The organism is Candidatus Avedoeria danica (genome assembly GCA_016703025.1).
In the GTDB taxonomy this organism is placed as follows: domain Bacteria; phylum Chloroflexota; class Anaerolineae; order Epilineales; family Epilineaceae; genus Avedoeria; species Avedoeria danica.
The window spans coordinates 2,623,394-2,644,736 of record JADJCV010000004.1 but is presented as its reverse complement, the minus strand read 5'-3'; the positions used below and the strand labels follow the sequence as shown (position 1 = coordinate 2,644,736).

Annotated in this window: 18 protein-coding genes; 11 read left to right on the top strand and 7 right to left on the bottom strand. The window is 72.7% G+C overall.

Annotated features, from left to right (window positions below):
* Positions 1–4: 4 nt before the first annotated feature.
* Positions 5–2,134, bottom strand: coding sequence for a lytic transglycosylase domain-containing protein (locus IPG72_13470; GenBank protein MBK6769993.1), 2,130 nt, complete (start codon positions 2,132–2,134; stop codon positions 5–7).
* On the opposite strand from IPG72_13470, the gene IPG72_13465 reads away from it, so the two are divergent.
* Positions 2,121–2,402 carry a hypothetical protein gene (locus IPG72_13465; GenBank protein ID MBK6769992.1) on the top strand — a complete coding sequence of 94 codons (282 nt, stop codon included), beginning with the start codon at positions 2,121–2,123 and terminating at the stop codon, positions 2,400–2,402. The genes IPG72_13470 and IPG72_13465 overlap by 14 nt on opposite strands.
* A gap of 2 nt (positions 2,403–2,404) precedes the next feature.
* Here IPG72_13465 and IPG72_13460 read toward each other — a convergent pair whose 3' ends face one another.
* Positions 2,405–2,974, bottom strand: coding sequence for a DUF1992 domain-containing protein (locus IPG72_13460; protein ID MBK6769991.1), 570 nt, complete (start codon positions 2,972–2,974; stop codon positions 2,405–2,407).
* 57 nt (positions 2,975–3,031) lie between these two features.
* Between IPG72_13460 and IPG72_13455 the strand changes: the two genes are divergently transcribed.
* The 3 genes from IPG72_13455 to IPG72_13445 all read left to right on the top strand — a co-directional run bounded on the left by IPG72_13455 (position 3,032) and on the right by IPG72_13445 (position 5,500).
* Positions 3,032–3,625, top strand: coding sequence for a DNA-3-methyladenine glycosylase I (locus IPG72_13455; GenBank protein MBK6769990.1), 594 nt, complete (start codon positions 3,032–3,034; stop codon positions 3,623–3,625).
* Positions 3,622–4,773 carry a dienelactone hydrolase family protein gene (locus tag IPG72_13450; GenBank protein MBK6769989.1) on the top strand — a complete coding sequence of 384 codons (1,152 nt, stop codon included), beginning with the start codon at positions 3,622–3,624 and terminating at the stop codon, positions 4,771–4,773. The genes IPG72_13455 and IPG72_13450 overlap by 4 nt, the downstream gene beginning before the upstream one ends.
* Positions 4,774–4,915: 142 nt before the next feature.
* Positions 4,916–5,500: a Uma2 family endonuclease gene (locus IPG72_13445; GenBank protein ID MBK6769988.1), complete on the top strand. Its 585-nt coding sequence runs from the start codon at positions 4,916–4,918 to the stop codon at positions 5,498–5,500.
* Positions 5,501–5,574: 74 nt separating this feature from the next.
* Here the strand turns inward: IPG72_13445 and IPG72_13440 are convergent, their stop codons facing one another.
* On the bottom strand, positions 5,575–6,054 hold the full coding sequence (locus IPG72_13440; GenBank protein MBK6769987.1) for a hypothetical protein: 480 nt from the start codon (positions 6,052–6,054) through the stop codon (positions 5,575–5,577).
* Between the two features lie 103 nt (positions 6,055–6,157).
* Positions 6,158–6,616, bottom strand: coding sequence for a hypothetical protein (locus tag IPG72_13435; protein MBK6769986.1), 459 nt, complete (start codon positions 6,614–6,616; stop codon positions 6,158–6,160).
* A 303-nt stretch (positions 6,617–6,919) separates the two neighbouring features.
* Between IPG72_13435 and mtnA the strand changes: the two genes are divergently transcribed.
* The 3 genes from mtnA to IPG72_13420 all read left to right on the top strand — a co-directional run bounded on the left by mtnA (position 6,920) and on the right by IPG72_13420 (position 10,364).
* Positions 6,920–8,056, top strand: coding sequence for an S-methyl-5-thioribose-1-phosphate isomerase (gene mtnA / locus IPG72_13430; protein ID MBK6769985.1), 1,137 nt, complete (start codon positions 6,920–6,922; stop codon positions 8,054–8,056).
* Positions 8,053–9,042, top strand: a complete 990-nt coding sequence (locus IPG72_13425; protein ID MBK6769984.1) for a carbohydrate kinase family protein — start codon at positions 8,053–8,055, stop codon at positions 9,040–9,042. The genes mtnA and IPG72_13425 overlap by 4 nt, the downstream gene beginning before the upstream one ends.
* Positions 9,043–9,158: 116 nt before the next feature.
* Positions 9,159–10,364 carry a methionine adenosyltransferase gene (locus IPG72_13420; protein MBK6769983.1) on the top strand — a complete coding sequence of 402 codons (1,206 nt, stop codon included), beginning with the start codon at positions 9,159–9,161 and terminating at the stop codon, positions 10,362–10,364.
* A gap of 90 nt (positions 10,365–10,454) precedes the next feature.
* Here the strand turns inward: IPG72_13420 and IPG72_13415 are convergent, their stop codons facing one another.
* Together IPG72_13415 and IPG72_13410 are read right to left on the bottom strand one after the other, a co-directional pair.
* A complete protein-coding gene (locus IPG72_13415) occupies positions 10,455–11,465 on the bottom strand; it encodes a glutaminyl-peptide cyclotransferase (GenBank protein ID MBK6769982.1) in 1,011 nt (336 codons plus the stop codon).
* Positions 11,462–12,391 (bottom strand): glutaminyl-peptide cyclotransferase, encoded by a 930-nt coding sequence (locus tag IPG72_13410; GenBank protein MBK6769981.1) that lies wholly within the window; start codon positions 12,389–12,391, stop codon positions 11,462–11,464. Before IPG72_13410 ends, IPG72_13415 begins: the two co-directional genes overlap by 4 nt.
* A 128-nt stretch (positions 12,392–12,519) precedes the next feature.
* Here IPG72_13410 and IPG72_13405 point away from each other — a divergent pair, with 128 nt between their 5' ends.
* The 4 genes from IPG72_13405 to IPG72_13390 all read left to right on the top strand — a co-directional run bounded on the left by IPG72_13405 (position 12,520) and on the right by IPG72_13390 (position 17,698).
* Positions 12,520–13,056, top strand: coding sequence for a DUF4446 family protein (locus tag IPG72_13405; GenBank protein ID MBK6769980.1), 537 nt, complete (start codon positions 12,520–12,522; stop codon positions 13,054–13,056).
* 120 nt (positions 13,057–13,176) lie between these two features.
* Positions 13,177–14,169, top strand: a complete 993-nt coding sequence (locus IPG72_13400) for a peptidoglycan DD-metalloendopeptidase family protein (protein ID MBK6769979.1) — start codon at positions 13,177–13,179, stop codon at positions 14,167–14,169.
* A 100-nt stretch (positions 14,170–14,269) separates the two neighbouring features.
* Positions 14,270–15,082 carry a polymer-forming cytoskeletal protein gene (locus tag IPG72_13395; GenBank protein MBK6769978.1) on the top strand — a complete coding sequence of 271 codons (813 nt, stop codon included), beginning with the start codon at positions 14,270–14,272 and terminating at the stop codon, positions 15,080–15,082.
* A 201-nt stretch (positions 15,083–15,283) separates the two neighbouring features.
* Positions 15,284–17,698: a BACON domain-containing protein gene (locus IPG72_13390; GenBank protein MBK6769977.1), complete on the top strand. Its 2,415-nt coding sequence runs from the start codon at positions 15,284–15,286 to the stop codon at positions 17,696–17,698.
* A gap of 115 nt (positions 17,699–17,813) precedes the next feature.
* On the opposite strand, the gene IPG72_13385 is transcribed toward IPG72_13390, so the two are convergent.
* Positions 17,814–21,320, bottom strand: a complete 3,507-nt coding sequence (locus IPG72_13385) for a VWA domain-containing protein (protein MBK6769976.1) — start codon at positions 21,318–21,320, stop codon at positions 17,814–17,816.
* Between the last annotated feature and the right edge of the window lie 23 nt (positions 21,321–21,343).

The window sequence follows — 21,343 nt, the reverse complement described above, 5'->3', positions numbered from 1 at the left end:
CCCATCACCGCCCGCCCAGCCGCCGATACACCCCCTCGGCCGCGATCACCCCTCGCACGTACCGCCGTGTCTCCGGGAACGTGATCCGCGCGACGAAGACGTCGACGTCCCCTCCCGCCGTCGCCCACCACCCCGCCGCGTTGCCCGGCCCGGCGTTGTATGCGGCCAGCGCCACGGCTTCCCGGCCGTCGAATCGACGCAGCTGGACGCCGAGGTACTGGGCGCCGAAGCGCAGCGCGAGGGCCGGATCGTCCAGCTGCTCCTCGCTGAACCCGGCCACGCCGAGCGAGCCGGCGATCCCGTGGCCCGTCGCCGGCATGACCTGCGTCAGCCCGCGCGCGCCGGCCCCCGACCGGGCCGTCGGTTCCCAGCGGCTCTCCTGACGGACGAGCGCGGCCAGAAGGTCGACGGGCACCGCGTGCTCGGCTGCGGCGGCGGCCAGCTCGTCGCGCCAGGGCCGCGGATACGCCAGCTCCAGTACGGCGACGGGAGCTGCGGCCCGCGCCCCCGCCGGGGCAGCGGTGAGCACCTGCTCGGCGGCCGAACTGGCGATGGACGGCACCCCCAAGCCCAGCGCGATGCGGGCGATCGCCAGCCGGTCGCCCGGCGCCGCCGACCGGATCGCCGCCCGCCACGCCGCCAGCGCCCGCGGCCGCTCGCCCAGCGCCAGCCACGCCGCGCCGCGCACCACGTCGAACCGGGTCGCCGCCGCTTGCTGCGCCGCTTGCCAGCCGGGCGCGTCGACGCCCGTCATCCACGTGGACAGCCACTGGGCTTCGGCGCTGCCAAGCGATCGGCCGGCTGCGCCGCCGGCCAACGACGCGTCGTGGCTGCCGCCGTCGTCCGCGCGCCGTCCGAGCTCGACGATCCGCGCCGCCCCGTCGCCCAGCGGGTCGAGTTCGATCGTCCGCTGCCAATGGGCTTGCGCCTCGTCGGCACCGCCGGCCGCCTTGCCCAGCCAGAAGTGCGCGCGCGCCGCGTCGACGAACCGGTCGGCGGCCTCCGCCCGCGCCGCCGCTTCCCGCCAGCGGGCCGCCGCTTCGCCGCCCCGGCCCGCCTGCCACAGCACGATGCCCGCCAGCACGCCCGCCTCGCCGGCGCGTGCGTCGTCGGGTCGCCGGGCCGCCAGTGCGTCCAGGCTGGCGACCGCCTCCGCGTCGCCGCCGGCCTCGCCGACCAGCGCCAGCCACGCCCGCCGCCACAGCGCCTCGGCCACGCGTTTCGACGCCGGGTGGTCGGTTGCCAGGGATGCGAACGCCGCCGCGGCCTCCTCGTACCGCCCCTCGGCCTCCCTGGCCCGCGCGTCCAGCCAGGCCGCCTCGTCCGCGGCGACGGCCGATGTGCCCGCCGACGTACCGACGACCGCCCCGTCGAGCAGTGCGTCCGCGCGCGCCGTGTCGCCCTGCGCCCGGTAGACCGCCGCCTCTTCCTGCACCGTTACCGCGACGCCGGCGTCGCGCAGTTGTTCGAGGGCGACCGCTGCCGGCGCGGAACCCGGCAGCTCGCGCACGAGCCGCAGCCGCATCGCCACCGCGGCCTTCCCGTCCCCTGCCGCCAGCTCCGCCGCCACGAGCCCGGCCATCGCCTGCGCCCGGCTGCCGTCGTCCTCGACGTGATCGAGCGCGTCGGCGTATGCGGCGCGCGCCAGGTCGGCTCGGCCCTGCGACAGGCGCGCGTTGCCCAGCTGGATCCGCGCGAGCACGGCCGTCGCCCGGTCCCCCGCACCTGCCGCCGCGGTCGCGAACGCGGCTGCCGCCCTCGCATCGTCGCCCGCCAGGCTCAGCGCGCCGCCCGCACCGAGGGCGGCCTGGTCGGCCAGCACCGGCACCGCCGCGGCAAAGCGATCGTAGGCGTCTGCCGCATCCGCCGCCGCCGCCGTCATCGCCTCCGGCGTCCCCGCGATCCCGTCGGCCCCGATCTGCGCCGCGGCGGTCCGCGCGGCGTGCCAGTGCACGACCGCGGCCGCCACCGTCGGGCCGACGTGCGAGGCGGCGACGTCGGCCGGCGGGCGGGTGTCGGGGACGAAGGCGAAGGGTGCCGCGTCGGTGGAGGGCGTACCCGGTGCGGCCGGTGAGCCGCGGGGCGCGCGATCGGTGTCGGGGCCAGTGCCGGGCGCCGGGGTGGGGGACGACATCGCCGAAACGGTTGTCGAGGCGGACGATGGTCGCGAGCGAGTCGTCCTGATCGACGATGCCGACCCGCCCGACGATGCCGGGAACGACATCGCCGGTGCCGGCCGTGCCGCCCCGCCCGCTGCGTCGGGTGCCGGCACACCGAGCGGCGCCCGCCACCACGCGGCCACGGCGGCGAGCAGCGAGGCGGCCACAAGGGCGGCCGGCGTGCGCCAGCGCGGCGCCGACGTCATGGACGCACGGCGCGCGGGATCGTCGCCTGCAACGTGATCCTACACCCCCACCCGCCGCCGCAGCCCGGCGATCACATCCTCCGCCGCCACCCGTCGTCGCTGCAAATTTCCGCTCGGTACATCGATGTTGTGCGTATCGATCTTCCGGTTCAGCGCGGTGATGCGGTCGGTGATCTCGGCCGAGACGCGCGCCACGGCGGCTTCGCGCGCGGCCGTGGCGTTCACGGCCGCGCCGGCGCCGGTCCAGTCCGCCACGAAGCGGTCGACGCGCGCGGTGATCGCCTTCGCCTCCGCGGCGATCTCCTGGGCGCGATCGATCCAGGCCGGCCGGAAGCCTTGGCCCTTGAGCATGTGGTTCGCCAGCCACATGTCGTCGTCGACCTCGGTGTCGAAGGCCAGCGGCTTGCCCTTGCCCGGCAGGTCGTCGAACGCCCCGCGCTCCGCCGCCTCGGCGATCGCCCGGTCGATGTGCGACTGCCACGCCTTGGCCCGGTCGCGCGAGGTGGGGCGGGCGATCTCGGCAAGGCGCTGCGCGCGGGCCGCGCGCTCTTCGGCGGAGGTGCCGTCGACTGCGGTGTCACCGACGTCCCCATTCGTGTCGTTTGCCATGGCATCATTCAAGCGGCGGGACGCGCGGCAGGCAAGTCACACCGGGGAGGGCGCTCGATGGCCGATGACGGCGACGGGATCGTTCGCTGCCAGTGGAGCGGGACGGACGTGGACTACGTCCGCTACCACGACACCGAGTGGGGCGTGCCGGTCCACGACGACCGGAAGCACTTCGAGTTCCTCATCCTCGAGGGCGCCCAGGCCGGCCTGAGCTGGCTGACGATCCTCCGCCGCCGCGAAGGCTATCGCCGCGCCTTCGCCGACTGGGACGCGAACGCCGTCGCCCGCTACGGCGACGCCGACGCTGCGCGCCTCCTCGGCGACAGCGGGATCATCCGCAACCGCGCCAAGATCGCGGCCGCCATCGGCAACGCACGGGCATTCCTCGACGTGCAGGCCGAGTTCGGCACGTTCGACGCCTACCTCTGGCGCTTCGTCGACGGCCGCCCGGTCCAGAACGCCTGGCGGTCGATGGCGGAGCTGCCCGCCGAGACGCCCGCGTCGCAGGCGCTCTCCAGGGACCTCAAGGCGCGCGGCTTCAAGTTCGTCGGCCCGACGATCGTGTACGCCCACATGCAGGCCGTCGGGATGGTGAACGACCATACGGTGGACTGCTTCCGCTATCGGGTGCTCGGCGGCCAGGGCCGGTGATCGACCGGCGACGCCGCACGCTTCGTCGTGCGGCTGTCGTGTTCGCCGCCGTCGCCGGGGCCGCCGTCGCCCTGGCGACGCTCGTCCCGGCGGGACGGGTCGCGTTCCGTACCCTCCTGTTCATGCCCGACCTCATGCCGCCGGTGACCGTCCGCCCGCTCACGTGGGTGACGCGTGCCCCGGTGCGCGAGGACATCCGCATCGTCGACCCGTCGTCGCCAACCGTCCCGACCGCGCCGGGATGGCCGGCCGATGTCTACGTGCCTCGCGGATCGGGCCCGTTCCCGGCCATCGTCGTCTCGCTCGGCATCAACCAGGCCGCCCGCGACGACCCGCGCGTCCGCAAGCTGGGCGACGGCCTGTCGCGGCTCGGCTTCCTCGTCCTCATCCCGGCCAACGAAGAATTGCGGGCCGAGCGCCTGACGCCCGACGCCGTGGCGATGCTCGTCGCCGCGTACCGTCAGCTGGCGGCCCGCGCGGACGTCGACCCTGACCGCATCGGCTTGTTCGGCGTGTGCGTCGGGGCGTCGCTCGCGCTGCTGGCCGCCGAGGAGCCGACGATCGCCGACGATGTGGCCTGGGTGGCGTGGTTCGGCGGCTACTACCGGCTCGAGACGCTCGTGGCGGCCGTCGTGAGCGGGCACAAGCCGCGCGGCGACATCGTCTGCCCGCCGAACGTCGATTGCGTGCCGTCCGGCACGCCCGTACCGTGGCCAGTCGACCCTCTCAGCGAGCGCGTGATCCGGCTGCACCTCCTGGAGCAGATCGACGACGCGGACGGGCCGATCGTGATCGCCGATCTGCTCGGCGACGATGTGACGTACGACGGCGCGCTGCGGGCGATCGATCGCCTGCCGCCCGCCGTGCGCGCCCGCCTGGCCGCGCTCTCCCCTGCGACCCACCTCGACCGCCTGCGCGCGCCGCTGTTCACGATGAACGACATCGGCGACTCGCTCATCCCGTCGACCGAAACGGACGCGCTGAACGCCGCCGCCCAACCGCTCGGCCACCTGGCGCGCGCCCGCACGTTCGATGTCTTCAGCCATGTGAACCTCGACCCGTTCCAGGACCCCGGCCACACCGTCCCCGAGCTCTGGCGCCTCTACCGCCACGTCCAAGCCATCGTCGCACCGGCGCTGCTACACTGACCCGGCCACCCCTTCGCGACAGGAGGCGACGATGATCGCGCCCACCCTTCCGGCCCCCGATGTAGAAACGTCGAGGCCAGCTACACCGCATGACGCCCGCGTCCCGGGCGCCGACCGCGGACCGATCACGCACGACCCCGTTCTGCTCACCGTGCGGCGCCGCTTCACGGTGGACGACTACCACCGGATGGCGGAGGTCGGCTTGATCGAGCCGGGGGCGCGCACGGAGCTCCTGGACGGGGAGGTGGTGTTCAAGATGACGATCAACAGCCCTCATGCCGGGTGCGTCAAGCGGCTGAATGGCTTGCTCCTCCGCCTGCTGCAGGGACGGGTGATCATCGGCGTACAAGACCCCGTGCGCCTCGATGATTGGTCCGAGCCCGAACCGGACCTTTCGATCCTCAAGCTGCGCGACGACTTCTACAGCCGGGCGCATCCCTTGCCCGCCGACGTGCTGTGGCTCATCGAGGTCGCCGATACGACGCTCAGACTCGATCGCTACATCAAGCTGCCCCTTTACGCCGCCGCCGGCATCGTGGAGGTCTGGCTCGTCGACTTGAACGCTGCGACCGTCGAGGTCCACCGCGACCCGGACGCCGCCGGCTACCGCCTCCAGCAGCGCTTCGGCCGCGGCGACGAACTGCGCCCGGCGGCGTTCCCCGACATCGTCGTGGCCGTCGACGACGTCCTCGGCCCGGTCGACGACGCGGCGCCGACGGACGCCTGAGTGGTCCCGATGACGACGACCGCGACCCTGTCGCCACCGCCAACGGCGCAGGCCGAACGGGGCGCGGGCGAGGGCTAGCGGTACCGGTCTCCGCTCCAATAGATGTACGACAACGGCGCCAGAACCATCGCGAGGGTCACCACAGCATCGCCGGCCGCCGACATTCCGTTGAGGCGAAAGCCAAACTCCATTGCAGCTCCGAGCGCGATGGGTGGCGCGAGCGGGACCCATCCGAAGCGTCGATAGAGTCTCCGCAAGGCAGAGGAGTGCTCCATCGGAACGACCGGGGGCAGTTTGGGCATTGGCCGCCGCCGGGCAAGCGCCGCCCACCAGGGCACGGTGACGACCGCTACGATCAACACGACCAGCGCGATCGACGCAGCCTCTGCGGTCAGTGGAAGGATCCCGAGTCGATCGGTCAGCACAGAGTCGAACACGCCGCTCAAGGCTACGCCAACGATAACATCTGCCACGATGGTGCTGCCGCGCGGTGACCACGGCGGGCGTGAGGACGCCTGCGGCGAGACGGAAGGACGATGGACGGTATCGGTCATCTGCAACTCACTCCCGGTGTGTTGTGCGGTGCGATACGAAGGGTCAACTGAGGTGCGGACGACGACGGCCCGGCTGCCGCCGGGCGACCTGACCAGGCCGGAATCAATGCTGCGACGCCCTCCGCCACTGCAGCACGACGAGCCAAAACAGGAACACCTGCACCTGACGCGGCACATCGTCCGGCCAGCTCATCCGGCAGCGTCGGCTGATCGGTGCGTTCGGTGCGACGTCGCCGATCACCGCGCCGTCCTCCACGAGGCGGAAGCGGCGCGCGATCGGTTGGGCGGCCTCCAGCGTCCAGCGGCGCCGGCCGTACTCCACGGCATAGCGCCGCACGAAGGCGCTCGGCTTGGCGGCCGAAGCCTCGACGCCCATCGGGCCGACGAGTTGGAAGTTGCCGAAGTTGGGCGCGCGGACGAGTTCGAAGCGCTTTCCGTCGAGCTCGAACGAGCCGCCGGACAGCGCCCACGGCACGTTGAGCGTCGTGATCCTCTCGTCGTCCGCCGCGACGTGGAAGCACCACGACGCGAAGTGCTTGGGCCAGGCTTGTAGTTCGGCCATTCGTCGCTCCTCGTGAATGAACTCCGCCGGCCACGGCGTACGCGCGCGCACCGTTGACGGTTGTGGACTCCGCGCTCCGCGGCGATCGCGGGACAGTCCAGCGAGGATAGTCCAGCGACGATCCGATCGCCTTGTGGCCCCTTCTGCCCGCATGCTACAATCGCCCGCCGTTTGCGCCGGCCCGGCGCGCACCATCGCCCTTGCGCGGTGGCCGCCCCGGCCGCTCCGCCCCGACCCCAGCCGCGAGGGATCCCCACCATCGACAGCACCCGCACCGTCTTCTGGGCGGACGACGCCGTTCAGATGATCGATCAGCGCCTCCTGCCCGCCCGCCACGAGGTCATCGCGCTCCGCTCCGTCGACGCCGTCGCCGACGCGATCCGCACGATGGCCGTCCGCGGCGCGCCCGCGATCGGCGCGGCGGCGGCGTACGGAATGGCACTGGCGGCGCGCGAATCGCGGGCGCAATTGTCGACGGCGCGCACGTCGGAGCCCGTAGGGATGGACGACAGCGCACGCCTCCGCGCCGACCTCGATGCGGCCGCCGCCACGCTGATCGCCGCCCGCCCCACCGCCTCGAACCTGGCGTGGGCCGTCGCTCGGATGCTCGACGCGTTCGAGCGCAGCGGCGGGCGCGACACGGCGGCCATGCTGTTGGCCGAGGCCGAGGCGATCGCCGACGCCGACATCGCGACGAACCGTCGGATGGGTGCGTATGGCGCGGCCCTGCTGCCCGACGAGGCGACGGTGCTCCACCACTGCAACACCGGCGCCCTGGCGACGGTCGACTACGGCACGGCGCTCGGCGTCGTCCGTGCGGCGCACGAGGGCGGCAAGCGGGTCCACGTGATCGTCGACGAGACGCGGCCGCGGCTGCAGGGCGCCAAGCTGACGTGCTGGGAGCTCGGACGGCTCGGCATCCCGCACACGCTCATCGTGGACGGCGCGGCGGCGTGGCGGATGGCGCAGGGCGGCATCGACGCCGTGCTCGTCGGCGCGGATCGGATCGCGGCCAACGGCGACGCCGCGAACAAGATCGGGACGTACGGCCTGGCGATCCTGGCGCGGCACCACGGCGTGCCGTTCTACGTCGTCGCGCCCACGAGCACCATCGATCTGCAGACGCCCGGCGGCGAGGCGATCGTCATCGAGGAGCGGGACGGCGACGAGGTGACCCATGTCGAAGGGCATGCCGTCGCGCCGGACGGAACGCCGGCCTTCAACCCGGCGTTCGACGTCACGCCGCAGTCCCTCATCACGGCGATCGTGACCGAGGAGGGCGTCGTCCGGCCGCCCTTCGCCGCCGGCCTGCGCGACGCCGTCGCGAACGCCGGCGCGCGCGATCACGGATCGGCCGCGCCGCTCGCCCGAGCCGCGACGCCGAGCGGCGGTGCCACCGGCGCGATGTCCGCGCCACCCCGGGAGGCCACCGCCGCATGAAGCGCATCCTCGTCACCGGCTCGATCGCCAACGACTACATCATGGCCTTCCCGGGCGACTTCACCGAGCACATCATCCCGGACAAGCTCGATGTCCTCTCCGTCAGCTTCCTCGTCGACAGCCTGCGGCGCGAGCCGGGCGGCTGTGCGGTGAACATCGCCTACAACCTGGCGCTCCTCGGCGAGCGGCCGGCCGTCATGGCCACCGTCGGCCAGGACTGGGCCGAGGACCGCGCGCGGCTCGAGGCCGCCGGCGTGGACACGGCGCACGTGAAGGCCGTGGACGGCGTGCACACCGCGTCGTTCTTCGTGTCGACGGACCGGCACAACCGCCAGATCGCCAGCTTCTACGTCGGCGCGATGGGCCACGCCGGCGAGCTGCGCCTGTCGGATGCGGTCGGCCGCGGGGCGCAGGACATCGCCGCCGTCGTCATCGCCCCGAACGCGCCAGAGGCGATGGTCAGCCTTGTGGCGGAGTGCAAGGCGCTCGGCGTGCCGTACGTCTACGACCCGAGCCAGCAAATCGTCCGCCTGTCCGGCGATGACCTGCGCGCCGGCATTGCCGGCAGCTTGGTGATGATCGCCAACGAATACGAGTTCGAGCTCATCCGTGAGAAGACGGGCCTCGAGGCGGACGACGTCCGCCGCATGACCGGCACGCTCGTCATCACGCACGGCGAGAAGGGCTCCCAGATCTGGTCGAACGGCGAGCGGTTCGATATCGGCATCGTCCCGCCCTCGGCCGAGGTCGATCCGACGGGCGTCGGGGACGCCTACCGCGCCGGCGTCGTCCTCGGCTTGCTCCACGACCTGCCGTGGCCGGTCGCCGGCCGCGTGGGTGCGCTGTGCGCCACGTACGCGCTCGAGGCGCTGGGCACGCAGCGCCATACGTTCACCCGCGAAGCGTTTGCCGACCGCTATGCCACCCACTTCGGCGCGGTGCCCGACGGGCTCGCGACGCTGCTCGCACAGCGATCGCCTGCCTGAGCGGGCGGCGCTCCGCTGCCGTCGTTCGTGTCCGCCGCACGTACCCACCATTCGTACCCGCCGCACATCCACCCCCCATCCCCGGCAGCCGCCGATCCGGATTCAAGGAGTCCACGATGTCCACCGCCTTCTCCGACCATCCGAACTACCTCTTCACCAGCGAGTCCGTTACCGAGGGCCATCCCGACAAGGTGTGCGATCAGATCAGCGACGCCGTGCTCGACGGGTTTCTGGCGCAGGACCCCCGCGCCCGCGTGGCGTGCGAGACGGCGGCCTCGGGAGGCATCGTCTTCGTGACCGGCGAGATCACGGCGAACGGCGAAATCGACTACGTGAAGACGGCGCGCGAAGTGATCCGCGACATCGGCTACGACGACGAGGCCGCCGGGCTGGACTACCGTGCCTGCGGCATCCTCACGCTCATCAAGGCCCAGTCCGTCGACATCGCCGGCGGCGTCGACCACGCGCTCGAGACGCGCGGCGGCGTGTCGGACGACGAGGTCACGTCGCTCGGAGCGGGCGACCAGGGGATGATGTTCGGCTACGCCTGTACGGAGACGGCCGAGCTCATGCCGCTGCCGATCGCCCTGGCGCACGGCATCACGCGCAAGCTGGCCGAGGTCCGCAAGAGCGGGCGCGTGCCGTATCTCCGGCCCGACGGCAAGAGCCAGGTCACGGTGGAGTACAACCGCGGCAAGCCCGCGCGCGTCGGGACCGTCCTTGTCAGCACGCAGCACAGCGCCGATGCCACGCTCGAGCAGATCACCGAGGACGTCATCGAGGACGTCATCAAGGCGGTTGTGCCGCCGGAGTATCTCGACGGCACGCGCTTCCTCGTGAACCCGAGTGGCCGCTTCGTCATCGGCGGCCCGGTCGGGGACGCCGGGCTGACGGGTCGCAAGATCATCGTCGACACGTATGGCGGCATGGCCAGCCACGGCGGCGGGGCGTTCTCCGGTAAGGACCCCACCAAGGTGGACCGCTCGGGCGCGTACGCGGCGCGCTGGGTGGCCAAGAACCTCGTCGCCGCCGGGATCGCCGAGCGCGTGATGATCCAGGTGGCCTATGCGATCGGCGTCGCCGAGCCCGTCAGCCTGAACGTCGACACGTACGGCACGGCCCGAATCGCCCCCGAACGGATCGACGCCCTCGTGGCCGAGCACTTCGACCTCCGCCCCGGCGCGATCCTGCGCGACCTGAACCTGCGCCGCCCGATCTACCGCCAGACGGCCGCCTACGGCCACTTCGGCCGCCCGGACATCGACCTGCCGTGGGAGAACACGGACCGGGCGGACGCGTTGCGGCGGGCGGCGGGGCTGTAATCCGAACCCGATTCCGTGTTCGCCGCCGCAACCAACCACCCGCTCCGGCCCGCACCTTCCCCGTCGGTAGGGGCACGGCATGCCGTGCCCCTACCGACGGGATCGGTTGGACCAAGGCAGGTAGATCACCCAGCGGTGTAGCGATGTCGGCGTCGCGGTTGCCGTTGCGGTCGGCAACGACGTCGCGCTCGACGTTCCGCTCGGCGATGGCGTTCCCGTCGGCTCGCCGCCCGTTGCCCGAAACCGCACCTCGTACAGCTCGGGCCAATGCTTGCCCGTGACGAGGAAGCGATCACCCTCGGGGACGTGGGCGATGCCGTTCAGGCAGTCGTAAGGGTCGTTGAAGCCGTACTTGACGCGGATCGCGTTGTCGAGCGGCGCGCCGTCGATGCGCTCGATCACGTCGCCGGTTGCCAGATCGATCCGGACGATGAACGTCTCGCGCCAGACGTTCGCGTACACCGCATCGCCGAAGCACTCGAGCTCGTTGAGGTTGGCCAGCGGCTCGCCGGCGATCTGCACCGGCACGCGGTCCTTGATGGCGAACGTCGTCGCGTCGCGGATGAAGAGCGTGTCGGAGCCGTCGCTCATGATGAGGTCCGTGCCGTTGTGGCACAGGCCCCAGCCCTCGCCGCCGTAGGCGATCTCGCCGAGCGGCTCGAACGAACGCTTGTCCCAGATGAACGCCCTGCCCGTCCGCCACGTCAGCTGAATCAGCCGGTCGCCGACGCGCGCCAGCCCTTCGGCGAAGTGTGCCGCGCCGATGTCGCGCTGCTGCAGCACGGCGCCCGTCGCCGGCTCGACGCGCCGCAGGGACGACTGGCCGTTCAGCCCGGTGCTCTCCCACAGCGTGCCGTCTTCCCACACCAACCCTTGCGTGTAGGCCGCCCGGTCGTGTGGATGCGTCGCCAGCACCTCGATCGTCATGGCCCGGGGGGTCGGGAACTGGGCGGCGCGGCTCGGCCGGGTCGGTGCGGCGAGTGTGGGCTTCGGTGCTGCGGCGGCGTGCGCCGTGAAGAGGAGCGCGCCGATCGCGGCGCTGCGTGCGGCGGCCGTGCGAATGGCGGCGGCGCGGCCGGCAGCAACGACCGGGCGGCTCATGGCGCCAGCGCACCCGGCGTTGGAACGATCGGCGCCACCGCCGGAGCGAAGCGCACGCGGAAGATCTTCGGCCAGAGCTTGCCGGTGAGCAGGAACGTCTCGTCCGCCGGGTCGAACGCGATGCCGTTCAGGACATCGATCGGCAGCGTCACGTCGCGGTCCGTCAGTTCGTGCTGCAGCGACGACGCGTCGATCACGTCCGTGACGCGGCCGTCGGACGGGTCGATCGCCACGATGAGATTCGTCTGCCAGACGTTGGCGTACACGCGGTCACCGACGCACTCCAGCTCGTTGAGCATCGGCAGCGCCGTGCCGTCGAGCGTGACGGCGACGTTGCCGGTCGGCGCAAACGATGCCGGGTCGCGAAACGTCAGGTGGTCGGAGCCGTCCGACATGACCAGCTGCTGCCCGTCGTGGCACAGCCCCCAGCCCTCGCCGTCGTAGCTGAGCTCCTTCTTCAGCGCGAACGTCGACCGATCGTACGCAAACGCGCGCTCCTCCTGCCACGACAGTTGGTACAGCGTGTCGTCGACCAGGGCCAGACCCTCCGCAAACACGTCGGGCGGGACGTCGTAGCGCCGCACGACGCTGCCGCTCTCGAGCTCGACCTCGCGCAGCGTCGATTGGCCCTCGAGGCCCGTGCTCTCGAAGAGCGTGTCGCCGTCGAGGAGGAGCCCCTGTGTGAACGCGCCGGGGTCGTGGGGGTAGGCGGCGAGGACGATCGGGACGAGGCGGTTGGCGGGTGGGGCCGTCCCGGCCGGGACGGCATCGGCGACCTCGGCCGGCGTCGAGGCGCCGTCGGCGGCAGCAGGCGAAGCCGCACCCGGCGGCAGCGTCGATGAACGCGTCGACAGACAACCGGCAAGCGCAAGCGCCAATCCGGCCGCTACCGCCGGCGCTGCGCATCGAGCGAACGGGACCGCCATGAGGGCCTCCACGATGATGCTGGATGGGGTGGGGGATTATAGGTCGTCCGCCGGGCTGTCGGGCGGCGGCCCGATGGAATAGGGGCTAGAATGCGCGCCCGCGCCCTCCCCAACCACCGGATGCCCACATGCCGCCCACCGCCCCGCAATGGACGATCCCCGACTGGCTCGCGCCCCTCGGTCGCCTCGACCCCGCCGCCGTGGCCGCCATCGCCCTCACGGCGCTCGTGCTGGCGCTGCTCACGTTCGTGTTCGCGACGATGACGTGGGTGCGCGCGCGTCGGATGGTCCGGCACTACGGCACGCTCATGCGCGGCGTCGAGGGGCAGAGCCTGACGCGCGCCGTCGAGTCGTACGTCGAACGGCTGAACGCCGTCGAGCGGCGCAGCTCACAGGTCGGCGACCAGGGGCGGGCGACGTCGACCCGGCTGAATCAGGCCGTTCAACACGTTTGCCTCGAGCGCTACAGCGCCGTGGATGCCAGCGACAACCAGCAGAGCTTCTCGCTGGCGCTGCTCGACGCGGCCGACAACGGGATCGTGCTCACGGCGCTCTACACGCGCAGCGGGCTGCGCGTGTACGCCAAGCCGGTGCAGGGCGGCGGGTCGCCGTATGCGCTGTCGGCGGAGGAGCAGCGGGCAATCGGGCGAGGAGAGGGCGATTGACGCCCACGGGCTGACCCTCTTGGCACCCTGCGCCCCGACCCGTATACTGTCGCGGCTATCTCGACTGCGGCGACCACCCTCGTGTCGTCGCTTGGCTGCCCCGGAAATGGGTGTTTGAACGTGGCGAATCCGAACGGTCCCACCGCCCACGCGGCGGTCATGGTGGCCGTCCCGCGTGTCCTCGTCCCCGTGCTCGGCTTGGCGGCCTTCGCGCTGGTGGCGGGATTGATCAACGTCTCGCAGGCCAACCGTGCGCTCAGGCAGGAGGTGGCCAACCTCACGCTGCAGCGCGACACGACGGAGGCGCGCGTGCAGCTCTTGACCGGCGCCGCTGCGCGCAAGAACAAGGAGCTGTACGAGGCCGAGGGCGAGACGAACACGCTGCGCCAGCAGGTCGATGCCGTGGAGATGCAGCTCGACGGCATCGCCTTCCTGCACGACCAGATGCGCGCTGAGCTCGGCCTCCCGACGCCGACGCCGACGCCCCCGTCGGCCGGCGGGCCTTCGCTGCCCGGCTTCTCGTCCCCGTCCACCGGCGCCGAAGGCGGTCCGTTCGACGCTTCCGTGACGTTGGAGGACCGGCTGGCGCTGGCCCGCGAACGCCTCGGCTGGGCGCTGTCCGATGTGTACGCGCTCTGGGGCCAGTCCAAGGGTGGAGCGTGGCGCCAGGCGGCGACGCGCGGCATGCCGCCCCCGCCGGATGGCGGTCGCCTGCCCGCCAACTGGCCGGTCCGCGGCGAAGTGACGAGCCCGTTCGGCTGGCGGGAGTTCCGCGGCAAGCCGAACCACCACTCGGGCATCGACATCGGCATGCCGTACGGCTCACCGGTGGCCGCCACCGGCGACGGGACGGTCGTCGGCAGCGGCTGGCAGCCGGGCTACGGCTGGTGTGTGCTCGTCCAGCACGGCCAGGGCTACGCCACGCTGTACGCCCACCTCTCGAGCACGCTTGCCCAGCTGGGCGACGCCGTCACGCCGGGCGCAGCGGTTGGCCTGTCCGGGAGCAGCGGCAACTCGACCGGACCGCACCTCCACTACGAAATCTGGCACAACGGGACCGCGCTCGACCCCCGACCGTTCATGGACCACGGCGCGCCGGAAGCGGCGCACTAGTACACTGTAACTGCAGAGTCTACGGATAGCTACCTCTGTCGGATGTCCGAAGCGTGTCCAGTGACAGAGTACTAGCTGTGGCCACCTGAGGGAGAACGATATGGCGTGGTTCACACGCGGTGACCGGACCACCCGGCGCGGCGAACTGCTCGAGAGCGCGGTCGGGGTCAGCACGTCCCTGTCCGGCGTGATCCGGAGCGACGGCGGGGTCCGCATCGACGGCCACTTCGAGGGCCACATCGACGTCGCCGGCAACGTCGTCGTCGGCGAGTCGGGCGTCGTTCAGGTCGACGTCCTTCGTGCCCGCAACATCACCGTCGGCGGCACCGTCACCGGCAACGTCGAGTGCGGCGGGCGGCTCGAGATCCTGGCGACCGGTCAGGTCGTGGGCGACATCGTGGCGGACGCGATCATGATCGACCAGGGCGGTGTGTTCCAGGGCGCCAGCCGGATGCGCTCCGCCATGCCCGTGCTTCCGCCGCCCGCCGCCCAGCCGCCGCACCTTGCGTCCGGCGACGCGGGGGGCGCGGACGCCTCGCCGGGGGTCGACGACGTGATCATCGACCTCGGCCCCGCGCCGACAACCGACCGGGCGGTCGACCCGCCGGCCCCGGCGCCTTCGGAGCCCACGTCGCCCGCCCCGCCTCCGGTGCGCCGCGTGGCCCCACCCGCCGCCGAGCGCACGCCCCCCACCGACGTGAAGGCCGGCGGCCCGCCGCGCTCCGCGTCGACGGCGGCCCCGTCCGCGCCGCGCGTCGAGCCGGCGCTGGACTTCGCCCTCGACATCGAGCCCATCATCCCCGACACCGCTGCCGGCTCGGCCTCCGGCGCCGCCCACCAGCCCGCGGGTGCGGCGGTCGGTGCGGACGGCGCACGCCGCAACCGGCGACCGGGCGGGGGCCGGCGGCGCTGACGTTGCGCCGGCGGGCGGGATCGTCCGGACGCGGTATCCGATTCGCGCCGCCGCGTGTCATCGTTCCCCAGACGACAGGAAACCACCGGGGCACCCCGCCCCTTCCCGGGACCGAGGAGCACCCGCTCCGACCTGACGATCGCCCGACCGACTGCGGGCGGTTCGGCGTCGCCGTGACGTCGGCGCATCAAGGAGAACGAGATGAACGCATCCAAGTTCGTGGCGGCCAGCGTCGCCCTCACCGTCCTCGCCATGGCCGGCAGCGCGTTGGCCACCCTCGGTGCGCGACGGGGCGGGGACGCCGTGGTCGCAGCGCCTCTGGCGCAGGCGGTGCCGGCTGCGGCCGGGCGCGTCTTGTTCGATCCCGGCCCGCCGGACATTTGGGTCGCCAAGGTTCGTGACGGGATCACCATTACACAGATCGTGAAGCGCGGACAGGGCGGTCTCGTCGCGCAGAACCTCGGCGATGAGCCGACGCGGTTGCTCTCGCTCGACGCGTGGCCGTTCGCTTCCGATGTGGGGTCATGCGAGCGCTGTTTCCTCACGCGGACGCTGTGCAGCGGCACGCTGGCGCCCGGCGCCACGTGGCGCGTTTCGGCGACCGTTGCCGTCCTTAGCCTCAGCGAGCGTCGCGCAGCGGACGTCGACGCGGCATGGGTCGATGCGGCCGTCGCGGAAGGCTTGGGGACCGATGCGACCGTCGCCGACGTCGTCTGCGCGCACATGGCACGCTGGCGACCATCGGCCGGTGCGCCGGCGTGTCCGGGTACGGCGTTCATGGACGCGTTCGTGCGCGGCGGTGCATCCGACGCCCTACCGAACGGCCTCGACGCGGCCATGGCGCGCGGCGAGCCGATCGGCGGCGTGATCGAGCAGCTGGGCGCGGCGCGCTCCGCCGGCGGAGGATCGGTGGATCATTTCGAAGCGCTCGGCCTCGCGGACACGGGCTGGGCACCGCCGCCGGAAGACGGCGGACCGCGCGCGCGCTTCGTCTACGATCTTCCAGGCGCCTGGATCCGGAGCCCGGACGGGCTGTCGAGTGCCGTCCGCCTGTTCAACCCGGCGGGCGACTGTGCGACGGTCGTCGTCTCGGCCTATCGGACGAGCAACGGCCTGCGCGGCGTGTACACCCATACCCTCAAAGCGGGCGCGCTCGACGGCTTCGATCTCGACAGCGTCGAGGCCTTTGCCGACGTGAACGGCTCGGCCACTGTTCGTCTCGTGAGCGATCGCCCGCTCGCCGCCGCCCTCACCGTCGTCGGCCCCGACGGGGGTCGCAACCTCAGCTACACCGTCCCCGCCATCCGCATGCCCACCGCCCCGCTCCCGTCGCCCGGGCTGCGCCAGCTCATGCCGCTCGGCTACCAGGAGAAGGTCAGCTTCGCCGCCGATGCGGCCATGTCGCGTCTGCGGTCGCCGGGTGGAGAGCCGGGCGGACGCCTGTCGGTCAACCCCGACATCGTGTTCGCGCCCGCCCAGGAGCCGCTCGACCGCGCCCAAGGCTGGGAGACGAGCATCCCGGTCTTCAACCCGTACACCGAGCGCCTGGAGTTGGCGAACCGGATGCAGGCCGAGGGCGAGCCGCGGCGCGAGTTCGGCTACCCGCTGGTGCCGCGGGTGCAGACCGTCCTCCAGCCCGGCTTCGGACTCGGCAAGCCCGGCGGCGACGGCTGGGGCGAGATGTTCGCGGCGGTGCCGCTGGCGCTGCCGCTGTCCATCGCCGTCCACAGCTGGCGCGAGGCGCGCGACGTGCCCGTGCCGATCGAGGGCTGGGGCGTGCGCACCTGGTCGTTCGACTGGGCCGATTGGACCTCGACCGCGCCGCGCTTCATCGGCCTGCCCGACCTCGGCGGCCCGGCCGTCGCCTCGCCCGACGACCCGGCGGCCGCCCCGATCGCCCTGACGGGCACGATGACGGACACGTTCGGCGGCCGGATCGCCGTCCAGAACCCGTTGACGCAAACCGCGCGCATCGCGATCGATACCTACGCGCCCGCTTGCGGCTACGCCGGCACGCTGCTGCGGACGATCGACGCCCGCCAGCGGATCCTCGTCGACGTCCGCGACCTGCCCGGCGTGGCCCACGGCGCCGACGCGGCCGTCGTGCGCGTCCTGGAGGGCGCGGTGGCGGCGATGGTCGAGCTCCGCCGCCCGGCTTGGCTCGATCTTGCCGACGCGCCGCCCGACATCGCTTCGGCCTACCTCGGCACGCCGATCGATGCCGCGGACGCCGGCCCGCAGCCCGAGCCGCTGTCCGCCCGCCTGGCCGTCACCCCCACCGCGCTGACCGTCGATCGCGCCGCCCTCACGCCGCTGCAGATCCTCGTCGGCCACGTGCCCGACGACGCGCGTTGCGCCGCCTTCACCGCCACGGCCGACGTGCCGTGGCTGTCCGCCACCCCAGCCGGCGGCGCCTTCCCGGCCGTCGTCACGCTGACCATCGACCCCCGGCGGCTCCCCTCCGGCGACGCGACCGGCACGTTGACGATCGCCAGCGACGATTCGACGATCAGCGACAGCCCGCAACGCGTCACGGTGACGGTGACGGGCGAACCGGTCAACGAGGATCCGGGGCGGGCGTACATGCCGTACGCCGTGCGGTTGGCCGGGCGGTAAACCACCCGCCGCGCCCATCCCGACTTCGTGACGGGCGCGGCGGGTACGGGGCAACGGCTTGCGGGGCAGGCACGGGGACCTGCCCCTTCAAGACATCCGGGGTTGTGGGTCCTGTCTAACGCCGCCCCCAAAACGCCTCCGCCGGACATCGCCGCACCGTCACGGCCACCTGGGCGTAGATCGCGGCGAGGTCGGCCGGCGTCGGTGCGGGCAGGTAGCGCTCGCTTGCGCCGGCGATCTGGGTCAGGAACGTGCCGTCGACGTCGCCGCCGAGTCCGATCGCGAAGATCATCGCGCCGGCCAGTCGGGCGGCGGCGGCGGCTTGCAGGGCGCGTTCGGGCTGATCGTCCTGCTGGCCGTCCGTGACCAGGATGATGAGCGGCGCTGCGCCCGCGCGGTGGCGCGGGCTGCCGAGCTCGGCCACCGCCAGCTGCAGGCCGAGGTCGATCCGGGTGCCGGAGTCGAGTGCGATCGCGTCGAGGGCGGCGCCGGCCTGGGCCGCGTCGCCGACGAGGGGCGACATGAGCGCGGCGTCGTGGTTGAACGCCACGATGCCAACCTGATCTTCCGGCAGGCTGAGGAGGCCGATGAAGCTGCGGGCGGCGGCCTTTGCGGCGTCGATCTTGGCGCCGTCCATGCTCGTCGAGGCGTCGATCAGGAGGACGGCGTCGAGCCGCACCTGGCTCGGGTCGCAGCGCTCGTTCAGCACGACCGGGAGGTAGAGGTCGGCCGGGGTCGGCGTCGAGGTGGCGGTCGGCGTCGATGTGCGGGTGGGCGAGGCCGTATGGCCGATCGTCAACGTCGGCTCGACGGTCGGCGTCTCGGTCGGGAGGGCGACGACGTCGACTGCGGGCACCGGGAAGACGACCCGGCCCGGCGCGCCGCTGAAGTCGACGTAGTCGGCATACGCCTCGGTGTTCGTCGGCCAGCGGCCGATGGCGCTCGGGCGGACCCGGAAGCGGACGCCGGCGCCGGTCAGCGGGACGTTCTGCAGTCGCCACGTGACGTTCTGGCCCGCGACGACGGCCGGCGGTTCGGCCGAGGACGGGACGTAGGGCATGTTCTCGGGCAGGAGGTCGACGATTTCGAGGGAGCGCAGGAGCGTCGTCGGCTTGATCCGCTGCACGATCTGTCCGTACAGCAGCGGCAGCTGCGCCTCGGAGCGGTTTTTGAGGAAGTGGCTGTCGTCCGTCACGAGCTGGCGGAGCATCCGCTCACCTTGGCCGCTCTGCCCGAGGATCTTTCGGCCGCTGTCGGCCGCCGTGCCGACCCAGATCCCGAACGCCTCGTCGACCCGCCGCTTGAGCTGCCCGCCGGCCCGCTCGATCGCGTTGCGGAAGTACTCGATCTGCCACGGTTGGGTGTCCTTGTCGACCGGGATGCCCTCGCTGGCCAGGAGGTAGATGACCACCTTGCGCGCATCGCGCCGGCCGCGCGGGGAGAACAGCTCACGCTCGGTGTCCTCGATGGCGGTGCGCAAGCTCCAGGCGGCATCGCCGGCCTCGAGGCGCCTGAGGCTGCGCCGGAGCAGCTGGACGTTGTTCGTCAACCGCCCGCCGCTGCCCGGCTGGACGACGACCTGGTCCGTCGTCGGGTCGATCCCGTCGAGCAACGCATCCACGGAGCGCTGGACGCTGCGGAACGCGTTCCGGCTCATCGACTGGTCGAGGACGAGCGCGATGTCGGCCGCCAGCTGCGAGCCGGCGCACGCACCGCGGACCGTGAGCGTGATCTCGACCTCGTCGCCGATCGTCACGCGTCCCGGCGCGGCGGTCTTGTCGCCCACGATCTGGCAGCCCTTCTCCACGGTCGGCGGCCGCATCCCGGGCGCGGCCGGGTCCCAGTGGTACGCCGTCACGACGTCCGCGCTGCGGTCGACGACGTACACATCGCCGGCCGCATCGGCGGCGATGTCGCTCGGCTGCGACGGCCCGAGGTCGGGCCGGGCGACGATCCAGGCGGCGACGACCGTACCGTCCCGCCCGAGCCGGTGCGCCCAGCCGTCGCGCCCGAGAACGACGAGCGTGCCGTCGGGCAGGACGTCGAGGCGCGTGGCACGACGGGCGCTCGGCGGCAGGTCGAATCCGACCACCGGCGTGCCGTTCGCATCCCAGCCCGTGACGATCCCGCTCCCGCCGTCGAGCGCGAACGACGTGCCGTCGGCCGCAACGGCTCCATCCGTCCAGACCGCCGTGCGGCCGCTCGACCCGCGCAGCGCCTCCGAGCCGACGACTTCGCCGGCTCCGTCGAAGCGGTACGCCATCGCCGTCCCGCCGTCGACGACGACGACCTGTCCCTTGGCCGCGTCCCAGTTCACGGCGACGACGTCGTGCGCGCCGCCCGCCGCCGAAGGCAGCCTCGTGCGCCAGCGCTCGCTGCCGTCGGCCGCAAACGAAACGACCGCAGCGCCGTCGGCGGCAAAGACGATGCCTGCGGCGTCCCCGTCGGCATCGACGACGTCGTAGCCGGCCATCTGGGCCTCGGCGATGCCGGCGCCCGACAAGCGCTGCACGCGCGGCGGCACGTCGACGAGGTACGCCTTGCCGTCGGCGCCGAACGACAGCGTCTCGAGCCCGTCGAACAGCCCGACGGCCAGATCGGGGCTGGCCCATCGGCTCGTCGGCTCGCCGCTGGCCTGGCGGTCGCGGAAGGCCAACACGCCGGCCTGCGCGCCGCCGCCCGCCGTGCCGCCCCCGGACGTCGCGACGGCGGCCCAGACGCCTTCGCCGGGCGCGGCGGCCACGGCGACGGCCGGTGTCGTCTCGAATCGGCCGGTGACGCGTCCGGTGTCGATGTTCAGGCGCGCCAGTTCCGCGCCGGTGGCCACCCAGACCTCGTCGACGGCAACGGCGACGTCGAGCGGCTCGCCGACAATGGGCGTGCCGGCGAGCTTGATCGTGCCGGCGGCCTTGCCATCGCTCTCGAAGATGACGACGCGGGCGTTGCCGCGGTCGGCGACGAAGATGCGGCCATCGGGCGCGACGTCCAGGCCGGCCGGGCCGTCGAGCTGCGCCGGCCCGTCGCCCGTGCCGCCGAACGGCGCGCCTTCCGTGCCCGATGGGTCGAAGACGCGGACGCGATCACCGTTGGCGTCGCTGGCGAACACCCGCCCGTCGGGTGCGACGGCGACCCCGGAAGGGTTGAGGCCGCTCCATGCGGCCACACGGTTGCCGGCGAGGTCGAAGACGGCGATCGCCCCGTCGTGTGCGTCGGCCACGTAGAGTCGGTTGCGGCCCGCGTCGGCCGCCACGTGGCCGGCCGAGCCGAGGGGCGACGCGCCGCCGCGGCCGAAGGCGAGCTGCGGCGCGCCGTCGGCTCCGAGCACCTCGACGCGGCCCAAGCGCGCGTCGGATGTGACGATCCGGCCATCCGGCAGCCGGTCGATGCCGACCGGCTCGATCCACAACCGACCCGGCACGACGCCGGCCGACTCGGTCCAGGTGGCCGAGCGGACGAAGCTGCCGGGGGCGGGGACGGGCGACTGTGCCCGCGCCGGGGCGCCGCCGGCGGACAGGGCGAGGGCGAGGGACGAGGCGGTGAGGAGGGCGACGACGGGGGCGACGGAAGGGGTGCCGTGGGCGGGGTCGCCTTCGTCGTGTCGGCGGGCGGGCAGGATGCGCATCGATCCACTCCGTGTCGCAAGGA

Coding starts and splice junctions, on each gene's coding strand:
- IPG72_13420 (MBK6769983.1), top strand. CDS start 9,159: ATGTCCACCGCCTTCTCCGACCATCCGAACTACCTCTTCACCAGCGAG.
- IPG72_13425 (MBK6769984.1), top strand. CDS start 8,053: ATGAAGCGCATCCTCGTCACCGGCTCGATCGCCAACGACTACATCATG.
- IPG72_13435 (MBK6769986.1), bottom strand. CDS start 6,616: ATGGCCGAACTACAAGCCTGGCCCAAGCACTTCGCGTCGTGGTGCTTC.
- IPG72_13455 (MBK6769990.1), top strand. CDS start 3,032: ATGGCCGATGACGGCGACGGGATCGTTCGCTGCCAGTGGAGCGGGACG.
- IPG72_13415 (MBK6769982.1), bottom strand. CDS start 11,465: ATGAGCCGCCCGGTCGTTGCTGCCGGCCGCGCCGCCGCCATTCGCACG.
- IPG72_13410 (MBK6769981.1), bottom strand. CDS start 12,391: ATGGCGGTCCCGTTCGCTCGATGCGCAGCGCCGGCGGTAGCGGCCGGA.
- IPG72_13405 (MBK6769980.1), top strand. CDS start 12,520: ATGCCGCCCACCGCCCCGCAATGGACGATCCCCGACTGGCTCGCGCCC.
- IPG72_13390 (MBK6769977.1), top strand. CDS start 15,284: ATGAACGCATCCAAGTTCGTGGCGGCCAGCGTCGCCCTCACCGTCCTC.
- mtnA (MBK6769985.1), top strand. CDS start 6,920: ATGATCGATCAGCGCCTCCTGCCCGCCCGCCACGAGGTCATCGCGCTC.
- IPG72_13470 (MBK6769993.1), bottom strand. CDS start 2,134: ATGTCGTCCCCCACCCCGGCGCCCGGCACTGGCCCCGACACCGATCGC.
- IPG72_13440 (MBK6769987.1), bottom strand. CDS start 6,054: ATGACCGATACCGTCCATCGTCCTTCCGTCTCGCCGCAGGCGTCCTCA.
- IPG72_13460 (MBK6769991.1), bottom strand. CDS start 2,974: ATGGCAAACGACACGAATGGGGACGTCGGTGACACCGCAGTCGACGGC.
- IPG72_13385 (MBK6769976.1), bottom strand. CDS start 21,320: ATGCGCATCCTGCCCGCCCGCCGACACGACGAAGGCGACCCCGCCCAC.
- IPG72_13395 (MBK6769978.1), top strand. CDS start 14,270: ATGGCGTGGTTCACACGCGGTGACCGGACCACCCGGCGCGGCGAACTG.